The 15,485-nt window shown below is 61.2% G+C and carries 19 protein-coding genes; 15 read left to right on the plus strand and 4 right to left on the minus strand.

Going from position 1 to position 15,485, the window contains the following annotated elements; all coding sequences use genetic code 11:
* Positions 1–10: 10 nt before the first annotated feature.
* From GRI44_RS10915 to GRI44_RS10955, 9 genes are all read left to right on the plus strand, one after another.
* Positions 11–934 (plus strand): helix-turn-helix domain-containing protein, encoded by a 924-nt coding sequence (locus GRI44_RS10915; RefSeq protein ID WP_160601813.1) that lies wholly within the window; start codon positions 11–13, stop codon positions 932–934.
* Between the two features lie 107 nt (positions 935–1,041).
* Positions 1,042–1,488, plus strand: coding sequence for an SUF system Fe-S cluster assembly regulator (locus GRI44_RS10920; RefSeq protein WP_160601814.1), 447 nt, complete (start codon positions 1,042–1,044; stop codon positions 1,486–1,488).
* Complete coding sequence (gene sufB / locus GRI44_RS10925) at positions 1,485–2,981, plus strand: Fe-S cluster assembly protein SufB (RefSeq protein ID WP_160601815.1); 1,497 nt, start codon at positions 1,485–1,487, stop codon at positions 2,979–2,981. The genes GRI44_RS10920 and sufB overlap by 4 nt, the downstream gene beginning before the upstream one ends.
* Positions 2,978–3,451, plus strand: a complete 474-nt coding sequence (locus GRI44_RS10930) for an endonuclease domain-containing protein (RefSeq protein WP_160601816.1) — start codon at positions 2,978–2,980, stop codon at positions 3,449–3,451. Before sufB ends, GRI44_RS10930 begins: the two co-directional genes overlap by 4 nt.
* Before the next feature lie 9 nt (positions 3,452–3,460).
* On the plus strand, positions 3,461–4,204 hold the full coding sequence (sufC, locus tag GRI44_RS10935; protein WP_160601817.1) for a Fe-S cluster assembly ATPase SufC: 744 nt from the start codon (positions 3,461–3,463) through the stop codon (positions 4,202–4,204).
* The gene (locus GRI44_RS10940) at positions 4,201–4,968 is read left to right on the plus strand and encodes a SufD family Fe-S cluster assembly protein (RefSeq protein ID WP_160601818.1); all 768 of its coding nucleotides are present in this window, start codon (positions 4,201–4,203) and stop codon (positions 4,966–4,968) included. The genes sufC and GRI44_RS10940 overlap by 4 nt, the downstream gene beginning before the upstream one ends.
* Before the next feature lie 2 nt (positions 4,969–4,970).
* A complete protein-coding gene (locus GRI44_RS10945) occupies positions 4,971–6,179 on the plus strand; it encodes a SufS family cysteine desulfurase (protein WP_160601819.1) in 1,209 nt (402 codons plus the stop codon).
* Entirely contained in the window at positions 6,179–6,694 is a 516-nt protein-coding gene (locus GRI44_RS10950) for an SUF system Fe-S cluster assembly protein (protein WP_160601820.1), read from the plus strand. The genes GRI44_RS10945 and GRI44_RS10950 overlap by 1 nt, the downstream gene beginning before the upstream one ends.
* Entirely contained in the window at positions 6,694–7,050 is a 357-nt protein-coding gene (locus GRI44_RS10955; RefSeq protein ID WP_202386324.1) for a HesB/IscA family protein, read from the plus strand. The genes GRI44_RS10950 and GRI44_RS10955 overlap by 1 nt, the downstream gene beginning before the upstream one ends.
* Positions 7,051–7,056: 6 nt before the next feature.
* Here GRI44_RS10955 and GRI44_RS10960 read toward each other — a convergent pair whose 3' ends face one another.
* Together GRI44_RS10960 and GRI44_RS10965 are read right to left on the minus strand one after the other, a co-directional pair.
* Positions 7,057–7,506 (minus strand): hypothetical protein, encoded by a 450-nt coding sequence (locus GRI44_RS10960; RefSeq protein ID WP_160601822.1) that lies wholly within the window; start codon positions 7,504–7,506, stop codon positions 7,057–7,059.
* Positions 7,496–8,221 carry an EI24 domain-containing protein gene (locus GRI44_RS10965; protein ID WP_332872406.1) on the minus strand — a complete coding sequence of 242 codons (726 nt, stop codon included), beginning with the start codon at positions 8,219–8,221 and terminating at the stop codon, positions 7,496–7,498. The genes GRI44_RS10960 and GRI44_RS10965 overlap by 11 nt, the downstream gene beginning before the upstream one ends.
* 100 nt (positions 8,222–8,321) lie before the next feature.
* Here GRI44_RS10965 and GRI44_RS10970 point away from each other — a divergent pair, with 100 nt between their 5' ends.
* The gene (locus tag GRI44_RS10970; RefSeq protein WP_160601823.1) at positions 8,322–9,317 is read left to right on the plus strand and encodes an adenosine kinase; all 996 of its coding nucleotides are present in this window, start codon (positions 8,322–8,324) and stop codon (positions 9,315–9,317) included.
* 60 nt (positions 9,318–9,377) lie between these two features.
* On the opposite strand, the gene purD is transcribed toward GRI44_RS10970, so the two are convergent.
* On the minus strand, positions 9,378–10,679 hold the full coding sequence (gene purD, locus GRI44_RS10975; protein ID WP_160601824.1) for a phosphoribosylamine--glycine ligase: 1,302 nt from the start codon (positions 10,677–10,679) through the stop codon (positions 9,378–9,380).
* Between purD and xseA the strand changes: the two genes are divergently transcribed.
* From xseA to GRI44_RS10995, 4 genes are read left to right on the plus strand one after another with little or no spacing between them, the layout of a single operon-like run.
* Positions 10,678–12,165 carry an exodeoxyribonuclease VII large subunit gene (gene xseA / locus GRI44_RS10980; RefSeq protein WP_160601825.1) on the plus strand — a complete coding sequence of 496 codons (1,488 nt, stop codon included), beginning with the start codon at positions 10,678–10,680 and terminating at the stop codon, positions 12,163–12,165. The genes purD and xseA overlap by 2 nt on opposite strands.
* A 23-nt stretch (positions 12,166–12,188) precedes the next feature.
* Positions 12,189–12,392, plus strand: coding sequence for a DUF2093 domain-containing protein (locus tag GRI44_RS10985; RefSeq protein ID WP_160601826.1), 204 nt, complete (start codon positions 12,189–12,191; stop codon positions 12,390–12,392).
* A complete protein-coding gene (locus tag GRI44_RS10990; protein WP_160601827.1) occupies positions 12,389–13,372 on the plus strand; it encodes a M23 family metallopeptidase in 984 nt (327 codons plus the stop codon). Before GRI44_RS10985 ends, GRI44_RS10990 begins: the two co-directional genes overlap by 4 nt.
* A 33-nt stretch (positions 13,373–13,405) precedes the next feature.
* Positions 13,406–14,395: an esterase-like activity of phytase family protein gene (locus GRI44_RS10995; RefSeq protein ID WP_160601828.1), complete on the plus strand. Its 990-nt coding sequence runs from the start codon at positions 13,406–13,408 to the stop codon at positions 14,393–14,395.
* A 162-nt stretch (positions 14,396–14,557) separates the two neighbouring features.
* On the opposite strand, the gene rpmB is transcribed toward GRI44_RS10995, so the two are convergent.
* Entirely contained in the window at positions 14,558–14,860 is a 303-nt protein-coding gene (gene rpmB, locus GRI44_RS11000) for a 50S ribosomal protein L28 (RefSeq protein ID WP_160601829.1), read from the minus strand.
* 162 nt (positions 14,861–15,022) lie between these two features.
* Here rpmB and GRI44_RS11005 point away from each other — a divergent pair, with 162 nt between their 5' ends.
* Positions 15,023–15,484, plus strand: a complete 462-nt coding sequence (locus GRI44_RS11005; protein ID WP_160601830.1) for a nucleoside deaminase — start codon at positions 15,023–15,025, stop codon at positions 15,482–15,484.
* Position 15,485: the final 1 nt, after the last annotated feature.

A 15,485-nucleotide genomic window follows, 5' to 3' on the forward strand; every position in this document is an offset into this window, starting at 1 on the left:
GGAGGACGAGATGAAAGAAGACCGCCGGTTTACTTTCGAATTTGTCGGGTTTCCGGCTGATCTTGCGCCTTGTATCAACACGCTCTTCATTTTCCGCACAGACGAAGATGTGCTGGAAGATATTCTTCCTGCCTATTCGGCGCAGTTCTTCATCATGCCCATGGGGCAGGCAGAAATGCGCTTTGCCGACGGACGCGTGGCACATTCCTGCGCGGCATTTTTCACCACGCCGCTGCAACAGGCCGCACCGTTTAAAATGCACGGCCCTGGCCTTGCCATCGGCGTATCGCTGAACGCTTTGGGCTGGGCGGCACTGGGCGGCATTCCGGTGGACCAATGTGCCAATCAGGTGCTGCGGGCCGATCAGGTCCTGCCAGCAGAGCTGGCGCAGCAGGTTATGAAGCTCAGCCAGTCTGTCAGTGAGGGCGAAATAGATCCCGCCGGGGCTTGCGCGCAGATGGCACAGATTGTGCGCAGCGGGATCAGGCCGATCGAAAATGGCCATGAAACCGTGATTGCCCGTGTGGTTGAATGGCTGAACAGCGATTTCAACCCGCCTGTCGAAGATTTATATGAGATGCTGGCTCTGTCCCCGCGGCAGGTGCAGCGCCTGACCAGACGGTATTTCGGCCAGCCCCCCTCGCGCCTGCTCAAACGGTTCCGCGCCATTCGTGCGGCCACGCTGCTTTCGCTGCCCGATCTGCCTGATGAAATGCGGCGGCAGGTGGCAGATGCCTATTATGATCAGGCGCATTTGATCAACGATATCCGCCATTACACGGGCCGCACGCCAAAGCTGCTGAAGCACGAAAGCCGCTCTGTCGCAACCGATACACTGGCCCCCGCCGGGTATGGGCTGGTGCAGCCATTTGGTGGCGGAAGCCCTGACAGGCACGACATATCCGCCGACATGACCCTGCCCAGCGCCTGCTAACGACTCGCAACAAGGGGTTTGCCGTTGAAACCGGCCAGGTGGCTCCTTAGGTGAAATCGGAACGAATCAGTCTGATTAAGGCTGTACCACCTCAGCAGGAGCCGATTTTGCGCCTTTCGAGCATGGCCGATTATGCCGTTGTCACCATGAGCGCCGCTGCGCGCCATTGCGGGGGCGTGCGTGTTTCGGCGGCAGAACTGGCGACCGAAACCGGCCTTCCGGCGCCGACCGTGCAGAAACTGGTCAGTCTGTTGACCCGCAGCGGCTTGCTGCGTTCCATCCGCGGTGCCGGCGGCGGCCTGCAACTGGCCCGTCCCGCTGCGGCCATCACGCTGGCCGATATTGTCGAGGCGGTGGAAGGACCCATCGCGCTCACATCCTGTGCGCCGCAGGGCAAGCATGATTGCGCGCTGGAACAAAGCTGCGCTGTCCGCCCGCACTGGGCGATAGTGAATGAAGCAATGCGCGGCGCGCTGGCGGGTGTGCCGCTGACCCGTCTGGCGCAAGGGGCGGTTCCCGCGCCGCAGAATGAAATTGATCGAGAAATGGCATGAACGAACAGACCACACTCAAGGATGGCGCAATTCAGGACAAGGCTGCACGCGATGCTGCCAAACGTCTTGAAACCTACGAATTCGGCTTCTCTTCCGACATCGAGCAGGAATTCGCGCCCAAGGGGCTGAACGAAGACACGGTCCGGTTCATTTCCGCCAAGAAGAACGAGCCGGAATGGATGCTGGAATGGCGCCTGAAGGCGTTTCGCCTGTGGCAGACCATGGACACGCCCGACTGGGCGAAGCTGAACATCGCGCCGATCGACTATCAGGATGCGTTCTATTACGCAGAGCCGAAGAAGAAGGAAACGATCGGCAGCCTCGACGAGGTCGATCCGGAAATTCTGCGCATTTACGAAAAACTCGGCATTCCCATTGCCGAGCAGGAAGTGCTGGCAGGGGTGGAAGGCGCGCGCAAGATCGCGGTGGATGCCGTGTTCGACAGCGTTTCTGTCGCCACCACCTTCCGCGAGGAACTGAAGCGCGCTGGCGTCATTTTCCTGTCCATCAGCGAGGCGATCCGCGAATATCCCGACCTGGTGAAAAAATGGCTGGGCAAGGTCGTACCCACGCGGGACAATTTCTTTGCGACATTGAACTGCGCGGTCTTTTCCGACGGGACGTTTGTTTACATCCCCGAAGGCGTGCGCTGCCCGATGGAACTCAGCACCTATTTTCGCATCAATGCTGAAAATACCGGCCAGTTCGAACGCACGCTGATCATTGCCGAAAAAGGCAGTTACGTTTCCTATCTGGAAGGCTGCACCGCGCCGATGCGCGATGAAAACCAGCTGCACGCCGCAGTCGTGGAACTGGTGGCGATGGACGATGCGGAAATCAAATATTCCACCGTCCAGAACTGGTATCCCGGCGATGCGGAAGGCAAGGGCGGGATCTATAATTTCGTCACCAAGCGCGGGCTGTGCCAGGGCGCACGTTCCAAGATTTCGTGGACACAGGTGGAAACCGGCAGCGCGGTAACGTGGAAATACCCGTCCTGCGTGCTGAACGGCGAAGACAGCGTGGGCGAATTCTATTCCGTCGCTGTCACCAATAATTACCAGCAGGCCGACACCGGCACCAAGATGATCCACAATGGCAAGGGCAGCCGCAGCACGATCATTTCCAAGGGCATTTCGGCCGGCAAGTCCAACAACACCTATCGCGGACTGGTGCGCGTTGCCGCCAATGCCGACAATGTGCGCAATTTCACCCAGTGTGACAGCCTGCTGCTGGGCAGCACCTGCGGCGCGCATACGGTGCCCTATATCGAAGTGCGCAACCCCACCGCGCAGATCGAACATGAAGCGACCACCAGCAAGATTTCGGATGACCAGCTGTTCTACGCCATGCAGCGCGGGCTGGGTCAGGAAGAAGCGGTGGCGCTGATCGTCAACGGTTTTGCCAAGGAAGTTATGAAGCAATTGCCCATGGAATTCGCAGTGGAAGCACAAAAGCTGCTGGCTATCTCGCTTGAAGGATCGGTCGGATGAAAAAGACACTCTCCATCAAGACAGGCCCCAAGGAAAGCAGTGCTGACCCGCGTGACAATTGGGGCGTGAAGGGCAAGCGGCTGGACCGGCTGCATGAAATGGCCCGTGATCGCAAACGCAACCCCAGCGATGCTGAAAAGCTGATGTGGAAGCAATTGGCCAATCAGAGACTGGGCGGCTTCAAGTTCAAGCGGCAGTTCATTGTCGGCACGTCGATTGTCGATTTCGCCTGCCCCGCCGTGTGGCTGGTGGTGGAAATTGACGATGCCGATATCGGCAGCGAAGTTGAAGCCTTGAGCGACCGCAAACTGGCCGAAGTGGGTGTGCGCGTTCTGCGTTTCACCAACGAGCAGGTGCTGGAAGATGTCGAAGCGGTCTGCGGGCAGATCCTCGACATGCTGAACACCAAATTCGAAAAACCCAAGCGCCATCGGACATCCGATGCCGTCGCCTATAATTCCGATAATTGAGATTCCAGAATGCTGAAAATTGACAACCTGTCTGCTGAAATTGGCGGCAAGCCCATCCTCAAAGGCCTGAGCCTGTTCATCAATGCAGGCGAAATCCATGCCATCATGGGCCCTAATGGCGCGGGTAAATCCACGCTGGCCTATGTGCTGGGCGGGCGCCCCGGTTATGAAGTGACCGGCGGCAGCGTCACCTTCATGGGCAAGGATCTGCTGGAACTTGAAACGCATGAACGGGCGGCGCTGGGCCTGTTCCTGGGTTTCCAGTATCCGGTTGAAATTCCCGGCGTGTCCAACGTACAATTCCTGCGCGAAGCGCTGAATGCCCAGCGCGGTGCCCGCGGCGAAGCCCCGCTTTCCGGCGGCGAATTTCTGAAACTGGCCAAGGAAAAGGCCTCCCTGCTGAAAATGGACATGGAAATGCTCAAGCGGCAGGTCAATGTCGGCTTTTCCGGCGGTGAGAAAAAGCGCGCCGAAATGGTCCAGATGGGCATTCTCGACCCGGTTTTCGCCGTGCTGGATGAAACCGATAGCGGCCTTGATATCGACGCGCTGCGCATTGTGGGTGACGGGATCAACACCATCATGCGCAAGCCTGAAAGGGCCGTGCTGCTGATCACCCATTACCAGCGCCTGCTGGATTATGTGAAGCCCGATTTCGTCCATGTGCTGGCCGATGGCCGGATCGTCAAAACCGGCGGGCCGGAACTGGCGCTGCGATTGGAAGAAGAAGGTTACGAGGTGGTCGCAGCGTGACCGAGGCAGCCACCCTTCCCACCACGCGCGACGAGGACTGGCGCTATGCTGACAGCGAATTTCTGGCTGCAGCAAACCCGCAAGCGATCAACCATTGGCGCACGTTGACCGTTCCGGCGGGCGAAACCCGTGCCAGATATTCCGAGGAATCTTCCGGCGCGCAATGCCCCGGTTCGGTCGAGCGATACCGCGTGCATGTAGAGCGGGGCGGCAGGTTCGAGGCGTTTCACCTTGTCACGGGCGGCCGTTATGTCCGCCATGAAATCGAAGTTACGCTGGAAGAAGGCGCGCATTTCGAATTCGGCGGGGTCACTCTGGGCGGCGATGACAAGGTGCAGGAATTTGTCACCAGGGTCATCCATGCTGAGCCCAATGCGACATCGAACCAGGTTGTTCGCGCTGTCCAATGGGGCAAGTCGACCGGCAATTTCCTGGGCCGGATCGAAGTGGTGCGCGATGCGCAGAAAACCGACGCGGCGCAGAATTTTCGCGCACTCCTGCTGGAACGCGGGGCCTCTGCCAACACCAAGCCCGAACTGGAAATTTTCGCGGACGATGTGAAATGCGCGCATGGCGCGGCAATCGGCGCGCTGGATGAAACGGCGGGCTATTACATGGCCGCACGCGGCCTGCCGCCGGAAGTGGCGCGCAAGCTGCAGGTGCAGGCTTTCATTGCCGATGCCTTTGCCAATTGCAGCAATTCCGATGCGGCAGATCGTCTGCTGGAAGGCGCGCTTCTTAAACTGGATGGTGCGGTAATTTGATCATGCAGACGCCCTCCCGCAAGGCCGACTTTCCCGGGCTGATGACGCCTGATGGCAAGCCTTGGCATTACCTCGATACCGCTGCCACCGCGCAAAAGCCGCAGGCCGTGATCGATGCGATGGTGAACGCGCTGGGCCGCGATTATGCGACTGTGCACCGCGGGGTTTATGCGCGTTCTGCCGACATGACCGCCGCCTATGAAAAGGCGCGGAGCCGCGTCCAGTCCTTCATCGGCGCGAAATCGGCCAACGAGATTGTCTTCGTGCGCGGCGCGACCGAGGGGATCAACCTTGTCGCATCAAGCTGGGGCATGGCCAATCTCAAGGCGGGCGACCGCATCATGCTGTCCATGCTGGAACATCATTCCAACATCGTGCCGTGGCAGATGGTGGCTGAAAAGACCGGTGCCAGCATCGATGTCTGCCCGCTGACGCCAGACGGGCTGATAGACCTTGATGCGTTGGAAACCATGCTGACGCCGCAGCACAAGATCGTGGCGCTGGCCCATGTGTCCAATGTGCTGGGTTCTGTGCTGGGCGCGAAACGCGCTGCCAGACTGGCGCATGGTGTGGGCGCGAAACTGCTGCTGGACGGGTGCCAGGCAGCCCCACGCATGCGGCTGGCAATGCAGGAACTGGACTGCGATTTCTACGTGTTTTCCGGCCATAAGCTATATGGCCCGACCGGCGTGGGCGTGTTGTGGGCGCGCGAGGAAATTCTTGCCGCCATGCCCCCCTATCAGGGCGGCGGCGCGATGATTGACCGCGTGACCTTTGAAAAAACCACCTATGCCCCGCCGCCGCAGCGGTTCGAAGCTGGCACGCCGATGATTACCGAAGTGATCGCGCTGCATGCCGCCATCGATTATGTCGATGCGCTGGATCTGGAAGCCTGCTTTGCCCATGAAAGCGCCCTTGCCGCCAAGGCGCGCGAAGCCTTGTCGCAATTCAATTCGATCCGCCTGTTCGGGCCGGAAAAATCCGCCGGTATCGTGTCATTCGAGATGGCAGGGGTTCATCCCCACGATCTGGGCACCATATTGGATGAAGACAATGTCGCTATCCGTGCCGGCCATCATTGCGCGCAGCCGCTGATGGCGCATCTGGGTGTGCCGGCAACGGCCCGCGCCAGTTTTGGCGTATATAGCGATGAAAGCGATATTGCCGCGTTGATGCGCGGTATTGAAAGAACCAAGAGGATATTCGGCTGATGGACAAGCCCGAAGACAACGCCCGCGACACTATCGTCGCCCTGTCACCTGCCGAGCAGGCAGAAACGCTGGCCAAGCCGCCGCGCGCACGGGTGAGCGATGCGATTGACGTGGATTCAGAAACCATGGGTGAAAAGCTGGAACGCAAACGCGACTATCTGGAAGGCTTCCTGTCGAAAAAGCCCGAAAACGTCACTCCGGGTGAGCCGGGCGGCGATCTGTATGAAGCGGTCGTGGCGGCGCTGAAGGAAATCTACGATCCGGAAATTCCGGTCAATATCTATGACCTCGGCCTGATTTACGCCGTGGAAGTGTCACCCGATGCAGATGTGGTCATCAACATGACGCTGACCACCCCGCATTGCCCGGTGGCAGAATCCATGCCTGGCGAAGTGGAATTGCGCGCAGCATCGGTGCCCGGGGTGCGCGATGCCGAAGTAAATCTCGTCTGGGACCCGCCGTGGGATCCCCAGAAGATGAGCGATGAAGCCCGCCTCGAACTGGGAATGTTGTGATGACAGAGACCAAGACCCGCACCATGCCTGCCGCTGTCATACTGACCAAAGGGGCAGAGCAGCGCATTGCAGACCTGATGGCCAAGGCGCCTGAAGATGCCATCGGGGTCAAGCTGTCGACCCCGCGGCGTGGCTGTTCCGGCCTTGCCTATTCGGTCGATTACGTCGCCGAAGAAGCCAAGTTTGACGAGAAAATCGAAACGCCCGGCGGCACGTTCTACATCGACGGTGCCAGTGTGCTCTATCTGGTCGGATCGATCATGGACTGGGTGGAGGATGATTTTACCGCAGGGTTCACCTTTGCCAACCCCAATGCCAAGGGTGCTTGCGGCTGCGGCGAAAGCTTCATGGTCTAGGCTTACCTAGCGGCGTTTGAGTGCTGCCACACAGGCGGCGCGGTCCACGTCCAGCCCGTCACTCGTGCGTCGTGCATCGACATAGGTGGCGGTCGGCTCTGCGCCTTGCCGTAACGGGTAGAGATAGACATCCAGCACGCAGGCTTCGCCGCTGAATTGCAATTTGCGCGTGTCGCCTTCGTAAACATCCAGGCGCGGCGTGCCAAACGCGCGCGTCAGACTGTCAGCATTGGAACCGATCAGGCCATCGACACCGGCTATGTTCATCACCCGCGGCGCGCGAAACGCGGTGCTTGCGGGCATGGACGGGTTGGCCGGCGGCGGGCCTGCGCGGGTGGTGCGCCCGGCCGGCGGATTGGACGCGGTGCCGGGCGATGCTTTTGGCACAGTGCCAGCACATGCCGCCAGCAGCGGCAAAATGGCAATCGCAAGGGCGCGGCCAGGGTTAATTCGCATGTCGGGTTCCTTTCCGGCCATGCACCAGATGGGTGGCAGCCGCTGCGCCGATGACGGGCGCCAGAAGATTGACGAAAGGGATGATCAGCAGGCCTGCAACGCTCGCCCCCAGCACAAACCGCAAGGGCGCGCCAAGCGGCTGCGCGCTATCATCACGCACGGCGTGGCGCAGCCACACCATGTCCTGCAATTCGCGGCCCAGCAGCCAGCCATTTACCAGCAGAAATAGGATCGGCGTGCCAACGCCGGTAACCAGCAGCGCAATGGCAAAAGGCGCGGCGACCAGATTGGCGATCACAGCGCGAAGGGTGGAACGCATGGAATTGCGCAATTCTTCTTTCCAGCCAATGCTGCGGGCCGAGGCCAGCGCCGCCGGATAATGCCGCGCTTCTACCGCCTGCACCACTTCGTCGGCAAAGAATTGCAGCACTGCCAGCGCAACCAGCCGGAACAGCAGCCATCCGCCAATGGCAGTGAGCACAACCGCCACCAATGCGCCCAACTCGCCGCCATAGGATACATCCCACCTGTCCAGCACACCCGCCAGCAGATACCACGCACCAAACCCCAGCAAGCCCAGCACAGCCAGTGTCAGCAGCATGGATTTGGCCAGCACCCGCAGGATTGCAGGGTCTGTTAATTGTGCAAATGCACGGGCAAGGGCAGTCGGCAGGGAGAGCATCTGCAACGCCTGTGCCGCGCTGACATGGGCCAAGTCAATCGCACTTTGTTGCAATGCGGGGCAGGCAGGTCTTGGCGCACGGCGCGCGAGCCGCTAGGCGCGCCTTTTGACTGACCGAATCCCAAGGATTTCCATGACCAACACCCGTTACGACGTAATCGCCATCGGCAATGCCATTGTTGATGTAATGGCCCCCTGCGAAGATGCGCTGATCGAACAGCTGGGCATGACACGCGGCGGCATGACGCTGATCGATACCGATGGCGCCAATACGCTGTATGATGCGATGGGCCCGGCAAAGGAAATTTCCGGCGGTTCGGCCGCTAATACGCTGGCTGGCCTGGCCGGGCTTGGCGCGACTTGCGGTTTCATCGGGCAGGTTGCCGATGACCAGCTGGGCGATGTGTTCAAACATGACATCCGCGCAGCCGGTATCGATTTTGATACTGCGGCCCGCGCTGGCGACCCGCCGACTGCCCGCTGCCTGATTTTTGTCACCCCCGATGGCCAGCGCACCATGAACACTTTCCTTGGTGCATCGCAATTCCTGCCGGCAGACGCGCTGGACCTGGAAGCGATTGCCGCATCCAAGGTGCTGTATCTGGAAGGCTATTTGTGGGATCCGGAAGAACCACGCGCCGCCATGCGCCGCGCCATCGGTGCTGCGCGTGATGCGGGCCGCAAGGTTGCTTTCACCCTGTCAGACCCGTTCGTAATCTCGCGCCACGGTGATGATTTCCGTGCCCTGATTGATGAAGGCATGATCGACATCCTGTTTGCCAACAAGGATGAACTGGCCGCCCTGACTGGCGAAGATGACTTTGACGCAGGGCTGGCAGCACTGTCGCCCAAGGTTCCTGTCATGGTGGTCACCCGCGGTCCTGATGGTGCCGTGGCCGTTGCCGATGGACAGCGTTCCGAAGTGGCCGCGCAGCCCATTGCCAAGGTAGTGGACACCACGGGCGCGGGCGATCTGTTTGCCGCAGGCTTCCTTGCCGGCCATGTGCGCGGTGAAAGTGTCGAGAATTGCCTGATCATGGGTTCGGTCTCGGCAGCCGAAGTGATTTCGCACTACGGTGCGCGCCCCGAAGCTGACCTGAAGGCGCTCGTCGCTGCAAAGCTGGGCTAAAGGCAATGCCGGCTGGCTGGCGTGCCGTGATGGCCGCCAGCCTGCCGGCGTTATCAGGCGTTATTTGCCTTCGCGGGCCACTTCCCGCCAGCCGATGTCACGGCGGCAGAAACCCGACGGGAAGGTGATAGCGTCCACCGCGCGATAGGCCGCAGCCTGCGCCTGCGTCGCATTTTTACCGGTCGCCGTCACATTCAGCACGCGGCCCCCATTGGCGACCAGAGTGCCATCCGGCAGCTGTTTGGTGCCCGCATGAAAAATCTTCACCCGGTCGCCGGTTGCTCCGGCTTCCGCCTCGCCCAGATCGATTACGCCGCCTTTTTCAGGCGCGTCGGGGTAGCCCTTCGCTGCCATGACCACTGTCAGCGCGGTTTCCTCTGCGAAGCGGGCCGGCTGGCAGGTTGCCAGCTTGTTGTCAGCACAGGCCAGCATCAATTCGCCCAGATCGCTTTGCAGGCGCGTCATCAGCACCTGGCATTCAGGATCGCCAAAGCGGCAATTATATTCAATCAGCTTGGGCCCCTGCTTGGTCAGCATCAGCCCGGCAAACAGCACGCCGGAATAGGGCATGCCTTCATTGGCCAGCGTCCTGACCGTGGGCGCGATAATTTTTTCCAGCACTTCACCGCGCAGCATCGGAGTCAGCACCGGGGCCGGGCTGTATGCGCCCATGCCGCCGGTATTGGGTCCGGTATCGCCTTCGCCCACCCGCTTGTGATCCTGCGCGCTGCCGAATGACAGGATGGTCGCGCCATCGGTCAGGGCAAAGAAGCTGGCTTCCTCGCCGCGCATAAATTCCTCGATCACCACTTCCGCGCCGGCCTCGCCAAACCGGCCGCCGAACATGTCCTCCAGCGCAGCCAAGGCTTCCTCACGCGTTTCGGGAATGACTACGCCCTTGCCAGCCGCCAACCCGTCAGCCTTCAGCACATAGGGCGGCTGGAAATTGTCGAGCGCCTTTACCGCCTCGGTAAAGCTGGCGGTGCGCACATAGGCTGCCGTGGGGATACCGGCGCGCTCGCACAAATCCTTGGTGAAACCCTTGCTGCCTTCCAGCTGCGCTGCGGCTTTTGACGGGCCGAACACGGAAACACCTTCCCCGCGCAGCGTATCGGCCAGCCCGTCCACCAGCGGGGCTTCGGGTCCAATCACCACCAGCCCGATGCGGTTCGCATTGCAGAAATGCACCACGGCGCCATGGTCTGCAGCGTCCAGCGCGACACATTCGGCATGGTCGGCAATTCCGGGGTTGCCCGGCGCGGCGTAGAACCTATCCTGTGCGCCAGACAGCAAGCGGGATTGCGCCAGCTTCCATGCCAGCGCATGTTCGCGTCCGCCCGATCCCAGCAGCAGGATATTCATGCCCAGCCCTTTCGACAATGATGACAATAGTGGTGGGCTGGTAGCGCGCCCGCGCCAAGGCGACAACGCCGAGCCGCTGACGATCACCGAGATTTCCGCCAAGCTGAAGCGGGTGGTGGAAGACCAGTTCGGTTTTGTGCGCCTGCGGGGCGAGCTTTCCGGCGTGAAACGCGCGACATCCGGCCATCTTTATTGCGCGCTGAAGGACGAATCCGCCGTGATCGACGGAGTTATGTGGCGCGGCAATGCCCAGCGCCTGTCCTTCGTGCCGGAAGATGGCATAGAAGTGGTCGCCAGCGGCAAGCTGACGACATATCCGGGCCGGTCAAAATATCAGATCGTGATCGACAGCTTGGAAATTGCCGGTGAAGGTGCGCTGCTGGCATTGCTGGAGAAAACGCGGCGGCGGCTGGAGGCAGAAGGGCTGTTTGCCCCTGAACGCAAGAAAGCACTGCCGTTCATTCCCCGCGTGATTGGTGTGGTCACTTCGCCCACCGGCGCCGTCATCCGCGATATTCTGCACCGGCTGTCCGACAGGTTTCCCAGCCATGTGCTGGTGTGGCCGGTGCTGGTGCAGGGGCAAGGTTCGGCCGAACAGGTGGCAGCAGCAGTGCGCGGCTTTTCCGAGATGAAGACCGGCGGACCAGTGCCGCGCCCTGATCTGGTGATTGTCGCGCGCGGGGGCGGGTCGATCGAGGATTTGTGGGGCTTCAACGAAGAAGTGGTGGTGCGGGCAATTGCCGATTGCACCATCCCGATCATTTCTGCCGTGGGCCATGAAACAGACACCACCCTGGCGGATTTTGCCGCCGACCGGCGTGCGCCCACACCCACGGCTGCCGCTGAAATGGCGGTGCCGGTGCGGGCCGAATTGCTGGCGGCGGTCGAAGACCTCGGCCTGCGGCAGAAACGTGCCGCGCCGCGCCCGGTAATGCTGGGCCGCGAACGGTTGCAGGCACGGGTCCAGCGATTGCCGCGGCCCGAAGTTCTGTTGCAGCCACAGGCGCAAAAGCTGGACGATTTGGCCGAACGTCTGCGGCGCGGCCTGTCAGACCGGGCGGCGCAGGCCCGTGCCTTGCTGATGGCAGACAAGGCCCGCCTGTCAGCACCGCTGCTCATGTCGCGGGTGGACCGTGCGCGGGACCGGCTGGCGGCAGCGCGGCTGTTGCCATCACTGGTGGCAAACCGCAGCGCACGCGAACAGGAACGCTTCGCCGCGCTGGAACGGCTGTATCTTTCGCTCAATCCCAAGGCCCCGCTGGCGCGCGGTTTTGTGCTGGTAAAGGGCGAAGGCGGCAGTTTGATCCGCAGCAAGGTGGCGGCAGAAACGCAGGCGCTGCTGACGATCGAATTTGCGGATGGATCGCTGGACGCGGTTCCTGTGGAGGCGGGTTCCGGCAGCCAGCAGACCGCTGCGCCTGCCCGGCCGGCCAAAAAATCACGCCCGCCTGCAACCAGCGGACGACAAGAGGATTTGTTTGGTTGAGCCATCCTTGCTAAAGAGCGGCCATGTTGATGTCTTCAAGTGATAGCGCCGCCAAACTGATTTTTGGCCCCAATGGTTTCCGCGTGATGCGGCCCGGCCAGCACGTCTTGTGCGCGGTTTCCGGCCAGGTCATTCCGCTGGAGGAACTGCGCTATTGGAGCGTGGAATTGCAGGAACCCTATGCCAGTGCGGAAATCGCCACCAGGCGCGCGCTGGAAAAGGGATGACTGCTTTGTCGTTTTCCCGCCAGTTTGCGGCGGCATCATTGGCCTGCAGTCTGCTTTCTGCCTGTAATGTCGTTCCTGCGCCTGCTTCAGCGCCCGCCTCAACACCTGTTTCAACCGCCACTGCAACGGTCCAGCCAGTGCGGGCAGCACCGGTTGCCCCGTCCTCTCCTGCCACGTCTTCTCCTGCCCCTGCTGCCGCGCTGACAGGGCGCCCCGGACCGTCCACTTTCACTTATGCGGGAAAATTGACGCAAGGCGGGTGGATGCGCGGGCAGGCACCCGGTGGCAGCGTATCGGCACACCTTGGCGACCAGCCGCTGGTGCTGGATTCGCAAGGCCGTTTCTTTGCCGCATTCGACCGGGATGCAGCGCCTGTCGCGGCATTACAGGCCCGGCTGGCCGATGGCACCACCATTGAAAGCCCTGTATCCATTCAGCCGCGCGCATGGAATATCGAACGGGTCAATCTGGCGCGCAATCAGGGCGGGCCAAGCGAAGAATTCATGCGCCGCCGGCGGCCTGAACTGGCGCAGATCAACGCGGCGCGGGCCGTCAATGCCAATAGCGATGGGTGGCAGCAGGATTTCATCTGGCCGGTCAAAGGCCGCATTTCCGGCCGGTTCGGTTCGCAGCGCATTTATGCAGGCGTGCCGGGCAGCTATCATTCGGGCATCGACATTGCGACCGGTGAAAACGGCACAGCCTATGTTGCGCCTGCTGACGGGGTTGTGGTGCTGGCCACGCAATCGGCCTTCTCGCTTGAGGGATATCTGCTGATTATCGACCATGGGATGGGCCTCAACAGCGCATTTCTGCACAATTCCAGCCTGGCGGTGAAACAGGGCGATGTGGTCCGGCAGGGCCAGCATATCGGCAATATCGGATCGACTGGCAGCGCCACCGGCCCGCATCTTCACTGGAGCCTGAAATGGCAGGACACCCGGCTTGATCCGCTGCTGTTTACAGGGCCGATGGGGTAGGTTGGTGATGCACGGCTGGCGGAGGTGCGAGCCATGCGGCCACTACGCCTGATACTGGTTTTCCTGCTGCTGCTGGCATTGGCTCCGGGGACGTGGGTTCGCAGCGCCTTTCCGCCGGCTGATCTGGCAGCGGCAGTGCAGGTTACGCCTTTACCGCTGGATGTGCGCCATGCCGCCAGCATCGACATTGTGCGTGGTTGGCGGCTGACCAGCCAGAATGACCATTTCGGCGGCTATTCGGCATTGCTGGCCCTGCCCGGCGGAACGCTGCTGGCGGCCAGCGACAGGGGCCGGTCGCTGCGGTTGCATGTGTCAGACCAGGGGCCGGTGGCTGCGGGCATGGGCTTCATGTCGGGCACGTCTGACACGGACAAACATCTGGTCGATATCGAATCCATGACGCGCGACCCGGCAACCGGGCGCATCTGGGTGGGGTATGAAGGGGCCAATGCGATTGACCGTCTGGACGGCGATATGGCGGGCGCCACAAGAGTGCGACCGACCGCGATGCAGCGCTGGTCGGAAAATAGCGGGGCAGAGGCGATGGTGCGGCTGGCGGATGGGCGCTTTATCGTGCTGGCCGAAGGGTCCCGCAGAGCAAGTGACACCGCCTTTCCCGGCGTGCTGTTTGCCAGTGACCCGATTGGCGGCGGGGCGGGGCAGACATTCCGCTTTGCTGCGCCTGACAATTATCGCCCGGTCGATATGGTACAGATACCTGACGGGCGCGTGCTGGTGCTGGTGCGCCGGTTCCATCTTGGCCTGCCGCCACGGTTCACCACCCGGCTGATGGTGGCAGACCCTGCCGATATTCGTGCAGGCGGCCTTTGGAAAGGAACGGTGATCGCCAGTTTTGCAGCGCCCTTGCCGTCCGACAATTATGAAGGAATTGCCGTCCGGCCGCGCGCGGATGGCAGGCTGGATTTATGGATGATATCGGACGATAATCGCGCCAGTTTTCAGCAGACATTGCTGCTGCAGATGCGTTGGGATCCACGCGCAACCCACGTCCAGCAACAATAACGCGAGGGATTCTTGCGGGGATTCTGGCAGGATTTCAGGCAAACGAAAAGGCGCGCGATTGTGACGCGCGCCTTTTCAGTTTGTATTTAAGCAGGGTAATCTGACTGGCACACTTGCCAGTCCGGCAGCCAGCCCGCAGGCCAGCTACACCGCAGTGGCCTTTCAGGCTGCTGCTGTTGCCGCTGTTGCTTCTGCCTTGGCCAGTTCACGCTTCACCTTGCGGGCGCGATCGCTGAGCTTTTCATTCTTGGTCTTGAGCAGCCAGTTGTCCAGGCCGCCGACGTGTTCGACAGAACGCAGGCCATTGGTGGACACGCGGAACTTGAAGCTGCGGTCCAGCTTCTCGCTCATCAGCGTGACATTCTGCAGGTTGGGCAGGAAGACACGCTTGGTCTTGTTGTTGGCGTGGCTTACGTTGTTGCCTACCTGGCGGCCTTTGCCGGTCAGTTCGCAGATGCGCGACATGATAAATCTCGTTCGATTGCGGACCCGGTGAAATTGTCCGGGGCCATTGTTACTTACGGAAAGCGGGGCGCTTAACGGGGGCTACCCGAATCGTCAAGCAAGAGAGCGCATGGCAGATCACCTTTCTTGCGCGCCGCGCGCACAGGCCCTAGCATATTTCCGATGAACACATGGCCCCTACCCGAGCCGATGGAGCAGGCGCTGCGCCATGCGCAGGCATCGGCCGCTGCCGGTGAAGTGCCGGTGGGCGCGGTGGTGACGCGGCACGGGCAGATCATTTGTGCAGCCCATAATGCGCCGCGCACCCTGCATGATCCCACGGCCCATGCCGAAATGGTGGCGATTCGCGAAGCTGCGCGCAGGCTGGGTCAGGTAAGGCTGGATGATTGCGAATTATGGGTCACGCTGGAGCCATGCGCCATGTGCGCCGGGGCCATCGTGCATGCGCGATTCGCCAAGCTGTATTATGGCGCATCTGACCCCAAGGGCGGCGCGGTGGAACATGGCGCACGGCTGTTCGATCAGCCGACCTGCCTGCACCGGCCCGAAATCTACAGCGGTATTGGCGAACAGCCCGCAGCCGACATGCTGCGGCAATTTTTCCGGGAACGGCGAGGCAGCTAAC

The organism is Allopontixanthobacter confluentis (assembly GCF_009827615.1).
GTDB lineage: Bacteria > Pseudomonadota > Alphaproteobacteria > Sphingomonadales > Sphingomonadaceae > Allopontixanthobacter > Allopontixanthobacter confluentis.